The sequence below is a fragment of the Pseudomonas sp. FW305-70 genome (genome assembly GCF_058783925.1).
On sequence record NZ_JBYSYZ010000026.1, the window covers coordinates 50211 to 67883 of the forward strand.

The 17673-nt window shown below is 62.7% G+C and carries 15 protein-coding genes; 9 read left to right on the forward strand and 6 right to left on the reverse strand.

The genetic code is table 11. The annotated features are described in order from the left end of the window. On the forward strand, positions 1-542 hold a 542-nt coding region (locus tag AC3WN7_RS19005), incomplete at its 5' end, for a M10 family metallopeptidase C-terminal domain-containing protein (protein WP_492575348.1). 274 nt (positions 543-816) lie between these two features. On the opposite strand, the gene AC3WN7_RS19010 is transcribed toward AC3WN7_RS19005, so the two are convergent. Next, positions 817-1026 carry a hypothetical protein gene (locus AC3WN7_RS19010; RefSeq protein WP_102675208.1) on the reverse strand — a complete coding sequence of 70 codons (210 nt, stop codon included), beginning with the start codon at positions 1024-1026 and terminating at the stop codon, positions 817-819. Between the two features lie 282 nt (positions 1027-1308). Then, positions 1309-1875, reverse strand: a complete 567-nt coding sequence (locus AC3WN7_RS19015) for a TetR/AcrR family transcriptional regulator (protein WP_102675209.1) — start codon at positions 1873-1875, stop codon at positions 1309-1311. A gap of 127 nt (positions 1876-2002) precedes the next feature. Between AC3WN7_RS19015 and AC3WN7_RS19020 the strand changes: the two genes are divergently transcribed. From AC3WN7_RS19020 to AC3WN7_RS19035, 4 genes are all read left to right on the forward strand, one after another. Continuing rightward, positions 2003-2296: a LysR family transcriptional regulator gene (locus AC3WN7_RS19020; RefSeq protein ID WP_095967552.1), complete on the forward strand. Its 294-nt coding sequence runs from the start codon at positions 2003-2005 to the stop codon at positions 2294-2296. Between the two features lie 424 nt (positions 2297-2720). After that, a complete protein-coding gene (gene mexE / locus AC3WN7_RS19025; protein ID WP_102675210.1) occupies positions 2721-3962 on the forward strand; it encodes a multidrug efflux RND transporter periplasmic adaptor subunit MexE in 1242 nt (413 codons plus the stop codon). A 12-nt stretch (positions 3963-3974) separates the two neighbouring features. Next, on the forward strand, positions 3975-7166 hold the full coding sequence (locus tag AC3WN7_RS19030; protein ID WP_102675211.1) for an efflux RND transporter permease subunit: 3192 nt from the start codon (positions 3975-3977) through the stop codon (positions 7164-7166). After that, positions 7166-8584, forward strand: coding sequence for an efflux transporter outer membrane subunit (locus AC3WN7_RS19035; RefSeq protein WP_102675212.1), 1419 nt, complete (start codon positions 7166-7168; stop codon positions 8582-8584). Before AC3WN7_RS19030 ends, AC3WN7_RS19035 begins: the two co-directional genes overlap by 1 nt. A 214-nt stretch (positions 8585-8798) precedes the next feature. Here AC3WN7_RS19035 and AC3WN7_RS19040 read toward each other — a convergent pair whose 3' ends face one another. Continuing rightward, on the reverse strand, positions 8799-10364 hold the full coding sequence (locus tag AC3WN7_RS19040) for an aldehyde dehydrogenase (NADP(+)) (protein ID WP_102675213.1): 1566 nt from the start codon (positions 10362-10364) through the stop codon (positions 8799-8801). Further along, the gene (locus AC3WN7_RS19045; RefSeq protein ID WP_102675214.1) at positions 10364-10996 is read right to left on the reverse strand and encodes a cysteine hydrolase family protein; all 633 of its coding nucleotides are present in this window, start codon (positions 10994-10996) and stop codon (positions 10364-10366) included. The genes AC3WN7_RS19040 and AC3WN7_RS19045 overlap by 1 nt, the downstream gene beginning before the upstream one ends. Before the next feature lie 99 nt (positions 10997-11095). Here AC3WN7_RS19045 and AC3WN7_RS19050 point away from each other — a divergent pair, with 99 nt between their 5' ends. Both AC3WN7_RS19050 and AC3WN7_RS19055 read left to right on the forward strand, forming a co-directional pair. Next, positions 11096-11590, forward strand: coding sequence for a winged helix-turn-helix transcriptional regulator (locus AC3WN7_RS19050; protein ID WP_102675215.1), 495 nt, complete (start codon positions 11096-11098; stop codon positions 11588-11590). 163 nt (positions 11591-11753) lie between these two features. Beyond that, entirely contained in the window at positions 11754-12197 is a 444-nt protein-coding gene (locus AC3WN7_RS19055) for a cupin domain-containing protein (protein WP_102675216.1), read from the forward strand. Between the two features lie 181 nt (positions 12198-12378). On the opposite strand, the gene AC3WN7_RS19060 is transcribed toward AC3WN7_RS19055, so the two are convergent. Both AC3WN7_RS19060 and AC3WN7_RS19065 read right to left on the reverse strand, forming a co-directional pair. After that, positions 12379-12798 (reverse strand): organic hydroperoxide resistance protein, encoded by a 420-nt coding sequence (locus tag AC3WN7_RS19060; RefSeq protein WP_102675217.1) that lies wholly within the window; start codon positions 12796-12798, stop codon positions 12379-12381. Between the two features lie 186 nt (positions 12799-12984). Beyond that, the gene (locus AC3WN7_RS19065; RefSeq protein ID WP_102675218.1) at positions 12985-13869 is read right to left on the reverse strand and encodes a LysR family transcriptional regulator; all 885 of its coding nucleotides are present in this window, start codon (positions 13867-13869) and stop codon (positions 12985-12987) included. 216 nt (positions 13870-14085) lie between these two features. Between AC3WN7_RS19065 and AC3WN7_RS19070 the strand changes: the two genes are divergently transcribed. Continuing rightward, entirely contained in the window at positions 14086-15486 is a 1401-nt protein-coding gene (locus AC3WN7_RS19070; RefSeq protein ID WP_102675219.1) for an MFS transporter, read from the forward strand. A gap of 157 nt (positions 15487-15643) precedes the next feature. Then, the gene (locus tag AC3WN7_RS19075; RefSeq protein WP_102675220.1) at positions 15644-17647 is read left to right on the forward strand and encodes an aminotransferase class I/II-fold pyridoxal phosphate-dependent enzyme; all 2004 of its coding nucleotides are present in this window, start codon (positions 15644-15646) and stop codon (positions 17645-17647) included. The last annotated feature ends 26 nt before the right edge of the window (positions 17648-17673 follow it).

Here is a 17673-nt window from a genome sequence, read left to right on the forward strand (position 1 = left end):
GAACCCAGCTTTATTCCGCTGATCCGAATGGGGAGTACGGCGTGCAGGAGTTCCGCTTCGCCGACGGTAGCGTATGGACCCGCAGCAGCCTGCCCGGCTTCAACTCCACCGCCGGCGACGATGTAATCGTCGGACTCAACGGCAACGACTCGCTGAACGGTCTGGCTGGTAATGACGACATCGACGGGCGCGGCGGCAACGACTCGCTAACCGGAGGCTTGGGCGATGACATCTTCCGCTTCTCCACCGCGCCCGGCGGCAACAATATCGACTCCGTGACCGACTTCACCACCGGCCAGGATCATCTCGCACTAAGCAACGCCGTCTTCAACCTGCAGGGCCAAGCGCTGACCGACCCCGGCGTGCTGGCCAATGTCACCGACAACCAGACCGAACAGGCGGGAGCGAATCTGGTGTTCAACCAGAGCAACCAGACGCTCTACTACGACGCCGACGGCGCCGCCAATGGTAACGCGGCGGCGGTGGTGACGCTGACCGGGGTGGCGAGTCTGGCGGCGAGCGACCTGCAGCTCTTTGGCTAGACGCGCAGTCCGAGCTTGGGTTCTCGAACCCAGGCTTGGTTTGTCGCCAGGAGCGTCAGCCGGGCAGGCCGGTCACCCGGATTCGGCGCTGTGCCGGCAGCAGCTTGAGTACGAGTGGGGCTCAGCTGCGCAGGCGGGCGAACAGGTTGACCAGCTCCGCCTGGCGGGTGGTGTCGGTCTTGCGGAACAGGGCGCGTAACTGGGTACGCAGGTTGACGCTACCTATTTACTATAGGTCTGTCCATCGACCGGTTGAATCCACAGCCGATAGCCGTCACTCCGGCGCCATCATCACCGCGAGTGTCATCTTGATGAACTCTTCATTCTTGTCGATGGCTTCCAGGGCGCCGCGTACGTTGTCGGCGACATCGGCAGAGACGCGGGCTTCGACCCAGTTGGAAAGCTCCAGGATGGCGGCTTCGAGGGCGAGTTGATTTTCGTTGATTTTGAAGAGCAGGGAAGGAAGCAGGTCAGAGTTCGGCATTGAGATTCCTCAGCTAAAGAGGAAAGCGTAGCAGTCAAGGGGGGGATGTTTGGTCGGCAGGGCGCCGGGGGAGGGCATTTCAGGCTGGCATAATGTTGTCATTGCATAGCCAAACTGAGCCATACAAACCCCAAAGAGGGATTTTTGAGGGCCTGAAAGCCGCAGCCTGCGCGGCCCTCAGGGTTGCCCTTCAAGATGATGAACCTGGATCGCTTCGATCTAGCGTAATCAAAGGGCTTGAACTTGCCGCGACCTGCTGGGACCCGGTCGCGGCAAGCCCTTCTACTGTTGTTCAACACCGACAGACCAGGCATCGATCACCGATTGCAGGAACTGCTGCGACAATCGCGGGTTGTCCAGGGCTCTGGCGATCAGTATCGCCCCGGTAATCGATGACAGGATGCGCAAGGCTTCCTGGTGTTTTTCATCAGCGGTTTCGCCGTCGACCAATGGCATCAGCGTTTCGATCAGGGACTGCACGCCTTGGGTGAACGAGTGGCTGACGGCCCCGCCGTTGCGCGCGACATCGGCCGCCAGGGCAGGGATCGGGCAGCCTTCGGTCCAGTTGGTCATGTGGCTTTGGCTCAAGTACCTCTTGAGCAGTTCGGGGATGGATTTGGCCGCTCGCCAGTCGTCAATGTTGGTTTCGAACGTACGGCTCACGGCCTCCGATGCCAACTGCTCCTTGCCACCTGGGAACTGTCCGTAAAAGCCGCCGTGGGTCAGGCCCACCGAGCGGGACAGTTCGCCGATCCCGATGCCGTCGATGCCTTTTTCCCGGTACAACCTCGAGGCCGCGCCGAGGATCGCTTCCTTGTTGGCGGCTGCCTTGTCTTTCGTCACTTTCATGAGTGGAGTCCTGTCTTGCGATGGGCGCCATGGCAAATTTTTGCTGAAGGGCTGGTATTAATGATGGCTGTAATATAAATTCGCGGCAATGGCCTTGCAGGAAAAACACCTCACAGGGTGCTGACCCATGAAACGTAATGATCTGCGCAATATCGACCTCAATCTGCTGGTGGTTTTCGAGGCGCTCATTCAGGAGCGCAACGTCACTCGGGCCGCACAAAGACTGTCCCTGGGCCAGCCGGCGGTCAGCGGCGCATTGGCTCGTCTGCGCACGCTGTTCAACGACCCTCTGTTTAAACGCATTGGCCACAAAATGGAACCGACCACCCGAGCCTTGCAGGTGGCGCAAACGCTCGGGCCGGCACTGGACTCCATTTGTTCCGTCGTCAGTCTGACGGCTTGCAATGAAAAAACCTGCTGAAACCGGGAACAGAGTATCTACAGGTATTGCGTGAAAAACGACGCGGGCGCGGTCCATTGTGGGAGCTGGCTTGCCAGCGATGGTCGTCAACGATAACGCGGGTGAACTGGATGAACGCGGCGCACTGGAGTCCATCGCCAGCAGGCTGGCTCCTACAGTTTCAGCGTGGGCAGGGCCCCTTGTGGGAGCTGGCTTGCCTGCGATGGTCGTTAACGATAACGCGGGTTAACTGGATGAACGCGGCGCACTGGAGTCCATCGCCAGCAAGCTGGCTCCTACAGGTATTGCGTGAAAAACCTTTTTTTGTGCTTATACATGATAGTCATCATTAATGGTGATACCCAAGTTCACTCCGTTCGATTCGTCGCTGCCCTTTGTGCGGCCGAGAATTCTCCAACCCTTAAACCGTCTGGCGGACACCCCCATGGAACAGTCACTCAAACCTTTGCGTTATCCCCTTGCTGCCCTGACCCTGGCGGCCATCACGGCCTGCGGTCACGCACCCGATGCCGCCAAGGCGCCGGGTGCGCCCACTGTCACCGTCGCCAAAGTGCTTGAGCAACCCATTACCGAATGGGACGAAGTCACTGCCCGTCTGGAAGCGCCGGAAACCGTCGTGGTTCGTCCGCGGGTATCGGGGCAGATCGATCGTGTCGCCTTCACCGATGGCGAGTCGGTCAAGAAAGGGGATCTGCTGTTCCAGATCGATCCACGTCCGTTCGAGCACGAAGTGCACCGCCTCGAAGCGCAGTTGCAACAAGCTCGCGCCACGCTGGTTCGAAGCGCCAACGAAGCGCAACGCGGCCAGCGCCTGCTGAGCAGCAATGCCATTTCTGCGGAACTGGCCGACACGCGCAGCACCACGGCCCAGGAAGCCAAGGCCGGTGTCGATTCGGTTCAGGCGCAGCTGGACCTGGCGCGCCTGAACCTGAGCTTCACCCGCGTCACCGCGCCGATCAGCGGCCGGGTCAGCCGTGCCGAAATCACCGCCGGCAACATCGTCACCGCCGACACCTCGGCGCTGACCAGCGTGGTCTCCACCGACAAGGTCTACGCCTATTTCGACGCCGACGAACGCCTGTTCCTCAAGTACGGCCAGCTCTCCCGTGAAGGCCGGCGCAGTCAATCCACGCCGGTGTACATGGGCTTGTCGAACGAGGAGGGCAATAGCCACCTGGGGCAAATGAACTTCGTCGACAACCAGGTCAATCCCAAGACCGGCACCATCCGTGGCCGCGCGGTGTTCGACAACGCCGACGGTCAATACACCCCGGGCCTGTATGCCCGATTGAAACTGGTGGGCAGCGCGGCCTATGCCGGCCTGTTGATCAAGGACGAGGCCGTGGGCACTGACCTCGGCAAGCGATTCGTACTGGTGATCGACCAGGACAACAAGGCCGTGTACCGCAGCGTCGATCTGGGGCCGAAGCTCGAAGGCTTGCGCATCGTGCGCAGCGGTTTGCAAAAAGACGACCGGATCGTCATCAACGGCCTGCAACGGGTTCGTCCCGGCGCAGTGGTCGCGCCTCAGGACGCGCCGATGGCCGATGCGCAAACCGTCGCCAACCTGGCCCGTCAGCGGCAGGCCGTCGAGGCGGGTAATCAGCCCGTCGCTCCGTCACCGGCGCTGGTGAAAACCGATGCCGCTGTTTCGCCTCGCGGATAAAGGAACACAGCCATGAAGTTCTCCCGGTTCTTTATCACGCGGCCGATCTTTGCCGCCGTGCTCTCGCTGCTGATCCTGATTGCCGGCGCCATCGCGCTGTTCCAGTTGCCGATCAGCGAGTACCCGGAAGTGGTGCCACCCACTGTCGTCGTTCACGCCAACTATCCGGGGGCCAACCCCAAGGTCATCGGTGAAACCGTGGCCGCGCCCCTGGAGCAAGCCATCACCGGCGTCGAGAACATGCTGTACATGTCCTCGCAGTCGACGGCGGATGGTCGACTCACGCTCACCGTGACCTTCGCCCTGGGCACCGATCTGGACAACGCCCAGGTACAGGTGCAGAACCGCGTGACCCGCACCGAGCCGAAACTGCCGGAAGAAGTGACGCGCATCGGTATCACCGTGGACAAGGCATCGCCCGAGCTGACGATGGTGGTGCACCTGACCTCGCCGGACAAGCGCTACGACATGCTGTACCTGTCCAACTACGCGATCCTCAACGTCAAGGATGAGCTGTCACGCCTGAACGGAATCGGTGACGTGAAGATGTTCGGTATCGGCGACTACTCGCTGCGTATCTGGCTCGATCCGAACAAGACCGCGTCACGCAACCTGACCGCCACCGACGTGGTCAATGCGGTGCGTGAACAGAACCGCCAAGTGGCGGCCGGCCAACTGGGTTCACCGCCTGCACCCAACGCCACCAGCTTCCAGATGTCGATCAACTCCCAGGGCCGCCTGGTCACCGAAGAAGAGTTCGAGAACGTGATCGTCCGCAGTGGTGCGGACGGCGAAATCACCCGCCTCAAGGACATAGCCCGGATTGAACTCGGCTCCAACCAGTACGCCTTGCGCGCCTTGCTCAACAACCAGGAAGCGGTGGCGATGCCGATCTTCCAGCGCCCGGGTTCCAATGCCATCGACGTCTCCGACCAGGTGCGGGCGAAGATGGCCGAGCTGAAAAAGAGCTTCCCGGAGGGCATGGACTACGAGATCGTCTACGACCCGACCATCTTCGTGCGCAGCTCGATCGAAGCGGTGGTCCATACGCTGTTCGAAGCGTTGATCCTGGTGGTGCTGGTGGTGATCCTGTTCCTGCAAACCTGGCGCGCCTCAATCATTCCACTGGTCGCCGTACCGGTGTCGCTGATCGGTACCTTTGCCGTGATGCACCTGTTCGGTTTCTCCCTAAACGCCCTGTCACTGTTCGGCCTGGTATTGGCCATCGGCATCGTGGTCGACGATGCGATCGTCGTGGTGGAGAACGTCGAGCGCAATATTGAGACGGGGCTCGATCCGGTCGAAGCGACGCAAAAAGCCATGGGCGAGGTGACCGGCCCGATCATCGCCACGGCGTTGGTGCTGTGCGCGGTGTTCGTCCCGGCGGCGTTCATTTCCGGCCTGACGGGGCAGTTCTACAAACAGTTCGCCCTGACGATCGCGATCTCCACGGTGATCTCTGCGTTCAACTCGCTGACCTTGTCGCCGGCATTGGCGGCGGTTTTGCTCAAGTCCCACAGTGCACCCAAGGACCGCTTTTCGAGGATTCTGGATCGCCTGTTCGGTGGCTGGCTGTTCAAGCCCTTCAACCGGCTGTTCGAAAGGGCCGGCAACGGGTATGTCGGGACCGTGTCCAAGGTCATCCGTGGCAGCAGCGTGGCGTTGCTGGTCTATGCCGGTCTGATCGCCTTGACCTACATGGGCTTCAGCACCACGCCGACCGGGTTCGTGCCGACCCAGGACAAGAAGTACCTGGTGACCTTCGCGCAATTGCCGGATGCGGCCAGCCTGGATCGCACCGAGTCGGTGATCCGCCGCATGAGCACCATCGCCATGAACGAACCGGGCTTCGACAGCGCCGTGGCCTTCCCGGGCTTGTCGATCAACGGTTTCACCAACAGCCCGAACGCCGGTATTGCCTTCATCGGCTTGAGCGCTTTCGATGAACGCAAAAGCCCGAGCCTGTCCGCCGGGGCGATTTCCGCTTCGCTGAACGCCAAGTTCGGTGGCATTCAAGACGCCTACATTGCGGTGTTCCCGCCACCGCCCGTTCAAGGCCTGGGCACCATTGGTGGCTTCCGCCTGCAGATCGAAGACCGCGGCAACCTGGGTTACGACGAGCTGTACAAAGAGACCATGAACATCATCGGCAAGAGCCGCAGCGTGCCGGAACTGGCCAACCTGTTCACCAGCTACACGGTCAACGTGCCGCAGGTCGAAGCTGCCATCGATCGCGAAAAAGCCAAGACCCACGGCGTGGCGATCAACGACATTTTCGACACGCTGCAGGTGTACCTGGGTTCGCTGTACGCCAACGACTTCAACCGTTTTGGCCGTACCTATCAGGTCAACGTCCAGGCTGAGCAACAGTTCCGCCAGGAGCCGGAGCAGATCGGTCAGTTGAAGGTGCGCAACGACCGTGGAGAGATGATTCCACTGGCCACCTTCGTCAAGGTCAGCCCGACGTCGGGGCCGGACCGGGTCTCGCACTACAACGGTTTTGTCACCGCAGAAATCAACGGCAGCGCGGCCCCGGGCTACAGCTCCGGCCAGGCGCAGGCGGCGATTGAAAAGCTGTTGAAAGAAGAGTTGCCCAACGGCATGACCTACGAGTGGACCGACCTGACCTATCAGCAGATCCTCTCCGGCAACACCGCGTTGCTGGTGTTCCCGCTCTGCGTCCTGCTGGCGTTCCTGGTGTTGGCGGCCCTGTATGAAAGCTGGAGCCTGCCGCTGGCGGTGATCCTGATCGTGCCGATGACCCTGCTGTCGGCGATTGCCGGGGTGATCATCTCCAAGGGCGACAACAACATCTTCACCCAGATCGGCTTGATCGTGCTGGTGGGGCTTGCGTGCAAGAACGCGATCCTGATCGTCGAGTTCGCCAAGGACAAACAGGACCAGGGCCTGTCGCCGCTGGACGCTGTTCTCGAAGCCTGCCGCCAGCGTCTGCGCCCGATCCTGATGACGTCGTTCGCGTTCATCATGGGCGTCATCCCGCTGGTGACGTCCACCGGCGCCGGCTCCGAGATGCGTCGGGCCATGGGGGTTGCCGTGTTCTCCGGGATGCTCGGGGTGACCTTCTTCGGTCTGTTGCTGACACCGGTGTTCTACGTCCTTATCCGTCGCTACATCGAACGTAAAACCGCGCGCCAGGCGGCCCGCGCTCAATCGCTCAAGGTCATTGATCCGGAGGCACACTGATGAAGGCTTTCAAGCTGTTTTTCCCGAGTCTGCTGGTCACCGCGTTGGCCGCCTGCACCGTCGGGCCGGATTACAAGACCCCGGACACGGCGCCGGCCCATGTCGTTTCGGCCCAAGGGGTCAACTACGATCAAACGCGTTTCGAATCGGTGTGGTGGCAGCAATTCGATGACCCCACGTTGAATCACCTGGTCGGTAAAGCCCTCAACGGCAACCGCGATCTGCGCGTGGCCTTCGCCCGCTGGAAAGCCGCACGGGCCATTCGCGATGACATCAGCAACGACAACCTGCCGGTGGTCACCAGCCGGGTCAGCAGCCAGCAAGGCAAGTCGCAGGTGCCGGGTCTGACCGAGCAGCGGGTCAACACCGATCGCTACGACCTGGGCCTGGACATGGCCTGGGAGATCGACCTGTTCGGGCGCATCCAGCGCGAACTGGAATCCAGCGATGCCCGGGAAGACGCCACGGCGGCGGACCTGTACCAACTGCGGGTGAGCATGATCGCTGAGTTGGTGGATGCCTATGGTCAGTTGCGGGGTGCGCAACTGCGGGAAAAAATCGCCCTGGCCAACCTCAAGAACCAGAGCGAATCGCGCAGTGTCACGGTGAGCCTGCGTGACGCGGGCGTGGGCAATGAGCTCGACGTGGTGCGTGCCGATGCCCGCCTGGCGGCCGTCGAGGCGAGCGTGCCGCAACTGCAGGCGGAACAGGTGCACCACAAAAACCGCATCGCCACGCTGCTGGGTGAACGCCCGGACACGCTGGGCATCGACTTGAGTCCGAAGGACTTGCCGGCCATCGCCAAGGCGTTGCCGGTTGGCGACCCCGGCGAGCTGTTGCAGCGGCGCCCGGATGTGCGCGCGGCAGAGCGCCGCCTGGCGGCTTCAACGGCGGATGTCGGCGTGGCCACCGCCGACCTGTTTCCACGGGTGAGCTTGAGCGGATTCCTCGGGTTCACGGCGGGGCGTGGTTCGCAAATCGGCTCCAGCGCCGCCCGCGCCTGGAGCCTGGGCCCGAGCATCACCTGGGCCGCGTTTGACCTGGGCAGTGTGCGGGCGCGCATTCGCGGCGCAAATGCCGAGGCCGAGGGTGCACTGGCAACCTATGAGCAACAGGTGCTGCTCGCCCTGGAAGAGTCGGAAAACGCCTTCAGCGACTATGGCAAGCGCCAGCAACGCCTGCTGTCGCTGATCCGGCAAAGCGAGTCGAGCCGTGCCGCGGCCGACCTGGCGGCGACCCAATACAAGGAAGGGGTGGTGGACTACCTGGTGTTGCTCGACGCACAACGCGAGCGCCTGAACGCCGAGGATGCCCAGGCACTGGGTGAGACCGACCAGTACCGGGCCATTGTGGCGATCTACAAATCCCTGGGGGGCGGATGGGACAGCGGCGACACCCGGCTCGCGAAAAACAACTGACAAACCCGTTGTTGCTTTTGTAGGAGCGAGCTTGCTCGCGATGGACGTTAACGAAAACGCGTGCTTGCTGGCTAAGCGCGGTGTTCTTGAGACCATCGCGAGCAAGCTCGCTCCTACAGGGTTAGTGGGTGTACGCAGTATTTGTGAACTACCGAATCTACTGTGGGAGCCGTCTCGATCCTGCAGTCAGCGGTGGCCGGAGATGCATTTTCGTTCAATGACCGTCCACAAGACGCGGCAGCCCCAAGGGATTGCCCTCGCGCAATGCCTCCGGCAGCAAGGCATCCGGAAACCCCTGGTAAGCCACCGGGCGCAGGAAGCGCTCGATGGCGGTCATGCCCACTGAGGTAAAGCGACTGTCCGAGGTGGCCGGAAACGGTCCGCCATGCACGGTGGCAAAACACACTTCCTGCGGATGGGCGAAGGCGTTGACCACAATGCGCCCGGTGCGTCGCTCCAGGGTTGGCAGCAGGCGACGGGCCAGTGGCAGGTCGTCCTGTTCAAGGTGCAGGGTCGCGCTGAGTTGCCCCTTGAAGGAACGCGCTACCCGTAACAGCGCTGCTTCATCCCGGACTTTCACCAGCAGCGCGGACGGGCCGAATACTTCCTGGGAAAGCACCGGCTCGGCGAGAAAATGTTCGCCGTCGACTTCGAACAGCGCCGAGCGGCCATCGACTTCAGCGGTGGCGCTCGAGCCCACGGCGACGAGGCGGGCGCCGGCGTTTTCCAGGGTGCGAAGCCCGTTCAGATAGGCTGCATGGATGCCCGGTGTCAGCATCGTGCGCGCCGGCGCTTCGCTCACGCGTTGGCTCATGGCGTGGCGCAGTGCTGCAAACCCTGCGCCCTCGACGGCCAGCAGAATCGCCGGCTTGAGGCAGGCTTGCCCGACGTTGACCAGCATGCGCTCGACAAAGCCATCGCCAATCGCCGCGCCGCGTTCGGCGAGTGCCCGGGGCAGGATGAAGGTCGGGTTGACGCTGGTCATCTCGGCGAAGACAGGAATCGGCTCGGGGCGCAATTGCGCACGCCGATACAGCGCCATGCCACCCTGTTCGGAACCGGTGAAGGTCACGGCCTTGATCAGCGGATGATCGACCAGCGCTTCGCCGATGGCATTGCCGCCGCCACGCACCATGGAGAACACGCCTTCGGGCAATCCGCAGTCTTGCACCGCCTGGCGGATCGCCCGGGCCTGGATTTCCGAGGCGCCGGGATGCGCGTTGTGCGCCTTGAGAATGACGGTCGATCCCGCCGCCAGCGCCGACGCGGTGTCGCCACCGGCCACCGAATAGGCGATGGGGAAGTTGCTCGCACCGAAAATCGCTACCGGGCCGATAGCGATTTTTTGCAGGCGATGATCCATGCGCGGGCGTGGCTGGCGCTCGGGTTGCGCCGGGTCGATGGCCAGTTGCAGGAAACGCCCCTTGCGCACCACATCGGCGAACTGACGGAACTGGGTGGCCGCCTTGATGGCCTCGCCTTCCAGTTGCGCCTCCGGCACGCCGGTTTCCAGGGCGGCGCGTGCCGCCAGCGCCGTGCGAACGCGGTCGAGGTTGTCGGCGATGCGTTCGAGAAACGCCGCCCGCACGGTAAGCGAGGTATGGCTGTACACATCGAACGCTTCATCGGCCAGGGTCGCCGCCCGGTCGACATCGGCCACGCTACCCAGCGCAAACGCCGGTTCAATCGGTTGGTTGGTCGCAGGATTGAGCGCCTTCAGGGTGCCTTCGCTGGCGCCGACATCGCTGGCGCCGATCAGCAGCTTGCCGGTCAACTGCATCACGCACCTGCCTGTGCCAGTGCGGCAACCAGTTCATCGGTGGTCAGGATGGCGTGGGCGAAGGTCGGGCCGTTCAGCTCATGGGCCGAATGCATCATCTCCGGCATGAAGGCCGCGGTCGCGTCGCGCACCAGGGTGACGTGATAGCCCAGTTCCTGAGCGTAACGGGCGGTGGCCTCGATGCAGGTATTGGCCAGCAGGCCGACGATGATCACGTGGGTGATACCCTTTTGCTTGAGGCGAAAATCCAGGTCGGTATTGGCAAAGCCGCTGGAGCCCCAATGTTCCTGAACGATGACGTCGCCGTCCTGCGGCGCGAAGTCGGGGTGCCATTCGCCGCCCCATTCCCCGCGTGCGAAGTGGTGCATGTGCATGATCTTGCACTGGGTGGGGCTTGGGTGATCCCAGTTTTCGTAGTCGCCTTTTTCCCAGCGGTGGTGGGGTACGATGACCACCGGAATGTCGAGCCCGCGAACGGTGCGATCAAGCGTGCGCAGGTTGTCGAGCAGGCCGACTCGCGTGGCAATGGGCTCGATCAAGGGGTAGATCTTTCCGCCTTCCGACAGAAAATCGTTGTAGGGGTCGACCAGCAGGTAGGCCGTCCGATCAAGAGGGTAGGTGGCGTTGGACATGGCGGTGCTCCGCAAGATAATCCGTGGATGATGAAGTGTAGTTGCCAGTAATTCACGTGGATATGATAATCATAGTAACTAGGCAAGAGGCAATACCGCATGTCGGTGAAAGCAACCGTTTCTGAAACCCTGTGCCCGATTTCCCGGGCCGAAGCCGTCGTGGGTGACCGCTGGACGGTGCTGGTGCTGCGTGAGTTGTTCATGGGCAGTCATCGCTTCGATGAAATCCAGGCGCAGACCGGCGGTACGCCGCAAATGGTCGCGGCGCGCTTGAAGAGCATGGAGGCCGACGGGCTCCTGGAGCGACGTGCCTACAGCGAACGGCCCAAACGCTACGAATACCACCTCACGGAAAAGGGCGATGCGTTCTACTCGGTGGTGCTGGCGCTGCGGGCCTGGGGCGAAACCTGGTGCAAATCCCCCGGGGAAGGTTTGGCGGTGGTCTATACCCACCGCAGTTGCGGCGAGCCGGCCGGACTCGGACCGCTGTGCGCCCATTGCGCTCAGCCCTTGCGCCGCGCAGACCTGATCAGTGAGCCGAGTGCCGCCTATGTCGCCGAACGCAGTGCCCGGCGCGAAGCGTTCAAGACTTAGCGGCGGGTTTGTATCGGCAGGTATCCGCAGCGCCCGCCGTTACCCGGGCATACAAAACCGGGGTTTCCAGACACCCTGGCGATACACGGCGGCCTTCAAATGCAACCACCGGCACCGTGTCATTTTCGGCGCGGCTGACCAGGGTTCAACTGGAGGAAAGGCAATGTTGCGTATCAACACCCGTCATACCATCGGCAAGTTGGGCATTGCCCTGGCCGCCGCAGGGCTTGCGACTTTCGCGAGCGTCTCTCAAGCCCAGGAGGCTCCGGCAGTGAAAAACTGGCAGCAAGGGCTGCATCGCACCGACCTGCTGCGCGAAGACCTCGGCGCCGCCGACCGCGAAGTCACTCAGGTGCTCGTGGACTTCGATCCGGGCGTGGTATCGCCCAGGCATGCTCACCCCGGCGTAGAAGTGGCGCACGTGATCAGCGGCACCTTCGAGTATCAGCTGGAAGGGCGGGCACCGGTGACGCTCAAGGCCGGTGATTCGTTGTACATCCCCGACGGCGTCGCCCATGTGGCGAAGAACGTGGGCCAGGACAAGGCCTCGGAGCTGGCAACCTATATCGTCAAGAAAGGCCAGCCGCTGCTGATCCTGAAGGAGTAGGTGAACTGTGGGAGCGAGCTTGCTCGCGATGGTCGTTAACGATAACGCGTGCTTACTGGCTAAACGCGGCGCTCTCTAGACCATCGCGAGCAAGCTCGCTCCCACAACAACAACGATTGCGGTGTTCAGAAAGCCTGGCCTGACCGGTATCAAGACGTCAGGCCAGGCTTTTCCGCGTCGGTCAAACCAGATTGATCTCGACGTCGATATTGCCGCGGGTCGCTTTGGAGTACGGGCAAGTCTGATGCGCCAGTTCCACCACGCCGCGTGCGATGGCCGGGTCCAGGCCCGGCAGGCTGACATTCAGGCGGGCTTGAAGGAAGAAAGCGTTTTCGGACTTGCCCAGGTCGATTTCGGCATCCACCGCAACATCGCTCGGCAAGGCCACTTTCAGCGCGACGCAGGCCTTGCCCATCGCCCCGATGAAACAGGCCGACCAACCCGCCGCCAGCAGTTGCTCAGGATTGGTGCCGGCGCCCAAACCTCCGGGAGGCGAAAGCTTGATGTCCAGGCGTCCATCGGTGCTGCGCGCCTGACCGTCGCGGCCGCCGGTGGTCTGGGTCTTGCCGGTGTACAGCACGGTATCGATTGCATTGATCATGGTGGTATTTCCTGTCAGTGGGTTGCTGGAATGCTCGGAAAGCCTGCGCTTTGCGATGCGCCCCACTGTTTCATTTCCATGTACTGCCCATATGTCCTGAACCCGGCGGATGTGTATCGCTGTGTAAGGTGGTCGGGGGGACATACAGTTCGATACAAACCGCTTGAATGCGCGCGGCGCCGGAGGTTATTGGCTGCAAACCTCCCACACACAACCGCGCAGCCAGCGATGGGCCGGGTCGGCGTCCATGCGCGGGTGCCACAGCATCGACACCGTGATCGGCGGCGTGGGGAAGGGCAACGCAAAGCAATGCATGCCCTGGCACAGGTTGCCGACGTGCCGCTGCGGTACGCTGGCGACCAGGTCTGAAGCCCGCGCCAATGCAATCGCGGACGCAAAACCGGCGACAATGGTGATGATCTCCCGCTTTAGCCCCAACTCATTCAAGGCGTCATCCATCACGCCTTTTTCGTGGCCCCGGCGTGAAACCAGGATGTGCCGGGCCTCGGCATAACGCGCCGGTGTGACTTCACCGTGAGCCAGTGGATGGCCCTCGCGCACGACGCCAATGAAGCGGTCGCGAAACAGCATCCGGGTCCGCACTTCCGGGCTGGTGGATTCGCCGATCACGCCGGTTTCCAGGTCCACCGAACCGTCGCGCAGCAGGGTGCTGTCCTTGTTCAGCTTCTGCACGAAATTCAGGCGGACACCGGGCGCCTCGCGGTGGATGCGGGCGATCAGTGGCGCGCCGAAATTTTCCACGAAGCCATCGCTGGTGCGCAGGGTGAAGGTGCGCGCCAGTTGAGCGAGGTCAAGTGCCTCGGCGGGGCGCAGGACGGCTTCGGCGTCCTGCACGAGCACGCCGACGCGTTCACGCAACTCCAGCGCCCGGGGCGTGGGAACCAGTCCGCGCCCGGCCCGCACCAGCAACGGATCGCCCGTGGTTTCGCGCAATCGCGCCAGCGCCCGGCTCATGGCCGACGGGCTCAGGCACAAACGCTGCGCGGCCCGGGCCACGCTGCCTTCTTCGAGCAACACGTTCAGGGTGATCAGCAGATTGAGGTCTGGCATGGAATCAACTCCTGTGGGAGCGGGCTTGCTCGCGAAAGCGGTGTGTCAGGCAATACCGGTGTCGACTGATACGCCGCCTTCGCGAGCAAGCCCGCTCCCACACTGGGTTTTTGGTGAGTGGCGTCTAGTGCATGTATTCAGTGCAAACGCTGCGTCTTCCGCCATGTTATGGCCGGGCTTAGGCTCCAGACAACCTGTTTGCGGAGTCGCGAGAAAATGAAGTCCATATCGATTCGGGGCGCGCTGGTCAGCCTGTCGCTGTCCATGCTGCTGTCATCCCTGGGCACGAGCATTGCCAACGTGGGTTTACCGACACTGGCCGCCGCGTTCTCGGCCTCTTTCCAGCAAGTGCAATGGGTGGTGCTCGCTTACCTGCTGGCGATCACGGCGCTGATCGTCAGTGCCGGGCGGCTCGGCGACATTGTTGGCCGTCGGCGTTTGTTGTTGATCGGGATGGGTGTGTTTACCGCCGCTTCAGTCCTGTGCGCCGTCTCATCCGCTCTCGGGTGGCTGATTGCCGCCCGGGCCCTGCAGGGCATCGGCGCGGCCATCATGATGGCGTTGACCCTGGCCCTGGTGAGCGGGGCGGTGCCCAAGGCAAAGCTGGGCAGTGCGATGGGCCTGCTCGGCACGATGTCGGCGATCGGCACCTCGCTCGGCCCGACCCTCGGTGGTTTCTTGATTGCCAATTTAGGGTGGCCGGCGGTTTTTCTGCTCAATGTGCCCTTGGGTGTTTTGGCGATGGGTCTCGCGCTTTGTTTTCTACCGAAAGATAGCCCTGAGAAAAGGGCGGACCGAGCGGGTTTCGACCTCCTCGGCACCCTGGTACTGGTCCTGACGCTGCTGGCCTACGCGCTGGCGATGACCCTCGGGCGCGGCGGTTTTGCGCCGCTGAACCTGGCACTGTTGCTGATGGCCGTGGTGGGGGCGGGCGTGTTTGTGTTCGTCGAACGCACCGCCGGGTCGCCGCTGGTTCGACTGACGATGTTCCGCAATTGGCAGCTGAGCGCAGGTTTCGCCATGAGCCTGCTGGTGACGGCCGTGGTCATGACTACCCTGGTGGTGGGGCCGTTTTATCTCTCCGGCGCACTGGCGCTGAATGCAGCGAGCGTTGGCCTGGTGATGTCGACGGGGCCGCTGGTCGCCGCACTGGTCGGGGTCCCGGCGGGTCGATGGGTCGACAGATTGGGCGCACATCGATCCGGCACGCTCGGATTGCTGGCCATGCTGACCGGCGCTTGCCTCCTGCCCGCCGTGCCGACGGGCTTCGGTGCGCTCGGCTACATCGCGCCCCTGGCGGTCATGACCGCCGGTTATGCGCTGTTCCAGGCGGCCAACAATACCGCCGTGCTGGCGGACATCACGCCGCAAGAGCGCGGCGTGGTCTCCGGTCTGCTCGGGCTGTCGCGCAATCTGGGCTTGATCACCGGCGCTGGCGTGATGGGCGCCGTGTTCGCCTTCGGCACCGCCAGCCACGATGTTTTGCAGGCGCCACCTGAGGCCATCGCACAGGGGATGCGCCTGACGTTTGCGGTTGCGGCGGGGCTGATCTGCATCGCCCTGGCGATTGGCGCGGTCAGCAAAATCCTTTCACGGCGCCTGATCGCGTCGTGTTGAAAAACGGCGCGACTGTCGTGAAAACGACCTGTTTGCGCTGAACGCGAAGCCTTGTGAGTTTTCTGTTGAACGAGTGTTCAGTCTGGACTATGTTGAGGGCCACCTTCCCCCGGCTGGTTGCGGGCTTGCGTTTCTTCAATTCGAACGAGGCACTGGCATGCGGTTTTCACCCTTTGTAGAGCGGATCAGTGGCCAAGGCGTTGCCGCCTGGGATATTCACTACGCGGCCAACGCGGCACAGCGCAAAGGCGAGGACGTGATCATCCTCAGCGTCGGCGACCCGGATTTTCCCACCCCGGATTTCATCACCGATGCCGCCATCCACGCCTTGCGCGAAGGGGATACCCACTACACCGAAATCGCCGGTCGCCAGGCCCTGCGTGAAGCCATCGCCGGCCGCTACAGCCAGTTGATCGACCGCGAACTGCAGGCCTCGAACATCATTCTCACCGCCGGTGCGCAGAACGCCTTGTTCGCCACCTCGTTGTGCCTGCTCGGCGCCGGCGACGAAGTGATCGCCCTCGACCCGATGTACGTCACTTACGAAGCCACGCTCAAGGCGTCCGGCGCCACGCTGGTGCGGGTGCCCTGTGCGGCGGATTCGGGTTTCCGCCTCGATGCCGCCGTGTTGGCCAAGGCCATCACCCCGCGTACCCGGGCGATTTTCTTCTCCAACCCGAACAACCCCACCGGTGTGGTGCTGGGTCGCGAAGAGCTGCAAGCCATCGCCGATCTCGCCATCGCCCATGACCTGTGGGTGGTGGTGGACGAGGTCTACGAGAGCCTCGCCTACGAGCGCGAACACCTGAGCCTGGCAGCGTTGCCGGGCATGGCCGAGCGCTGCGTGGTGATCGGCAGCCTGTCGAAATCCCATGCCATGACCGGTTGGCGCATCGGCTGGGTCGTGGCCAACGAAGCCCTGGTCAACCATGTCGAAACCCTGGTGCTGAGCATGCTGTACGGCTTGCCCGGGTTTGTCATGGAAGCGGCGCTCAAGGCCGTGCAGTCCCATGAAGAAGTCACCCACGGCATGCGCGAGATCTACCGTCGCCGCCGCGATCTGGTGGTGTCCGGCCTGGCCGATTGCCCGGGCATCAGCGTGCTCAACCCGGACGCGGGCATGTTCGTGCTGGTGGACGTGCGCGGCACCGGCCTGACCTCGCTGGAATTCGCCTGGCGCCTGCTGCGTGAAGCCGGTGTCTCGGTCCTGGATGCCGCGGCATTCGGTGAACCGGCCCAGGGTTTTGTACGGCTTTCGTTCACCCTCAGCGAAGAGCGACTGGCCCAGGCCTGCCAGCGCATTCGCGGCTTTGTCCAGGTGCTCAACGGTGAAGCGCCGAGGCCGGTGATCGGCACGGTGACCAGCACTGCCACCGTCGAACCGGCTGCGGCCAGGACCATGATCGAGGTCGATCGCCTGCACAAACGCTTCGGCAATATCGAAGTGCTCAAGGGCGTTTCCTTGACCGCCCGCGAAGGCGAGGTGATCTCGCTGATCGGTGCCAGCGGCTCGGGCAAAAGTACCTTGCTGCGCTGCATCAACATGCTCGAAGTGCCGGACCAGGGCCGCATCCTGGTCGATGGCGAAAGCATTCACCTTAACCAGAATCGCCCCGGCGCACCGCTGGTGTCGGACGCCAAACAGCTGGTGCGCATCAGGTCGAGCCTGGGCATGGTGTTCCAGAACTTCAACCTCTGGCCCCATCGCACGGTGCTGGAAAACCTCATCGAAGCGCCGACCCAGGTCCTGCGTGAAAGCCGTGCGGAGGCCACCGAACGGGCCGAAGCCCTGCTCGAACGCGTAGGCCTTGCGGCCAAGCGCAACGAGTACCCGGCGTTTCTCTCCGGGGGACAGCAACAACGGGTGGCCATCGCCCGGGCCCTGGCCATGCGGCCCAAGGTCATGCTGTTCGATGAACCCACCTCGGCACTCGACCCGGAACTGGTCGGGGAAGTGCTGCGGGTGATCCGCTCCCTCGCCGAAGAAGGCCGGACCATGATCCTGGTGACTCATGAAATGGCTTTCGCACGCGATGTCTCTTCCAAAGTCGCCTTCCTGCATCAAGGGCTGATCGAGGAAACCGGTTCGCCGGACGAAGTGTTCGTACACCCACGCAGCGAGCGTTGCCGACAATTCGTCAACGCTCATCAGACTCGCTAACTCATCATAAAAAGACGGGAAAACAA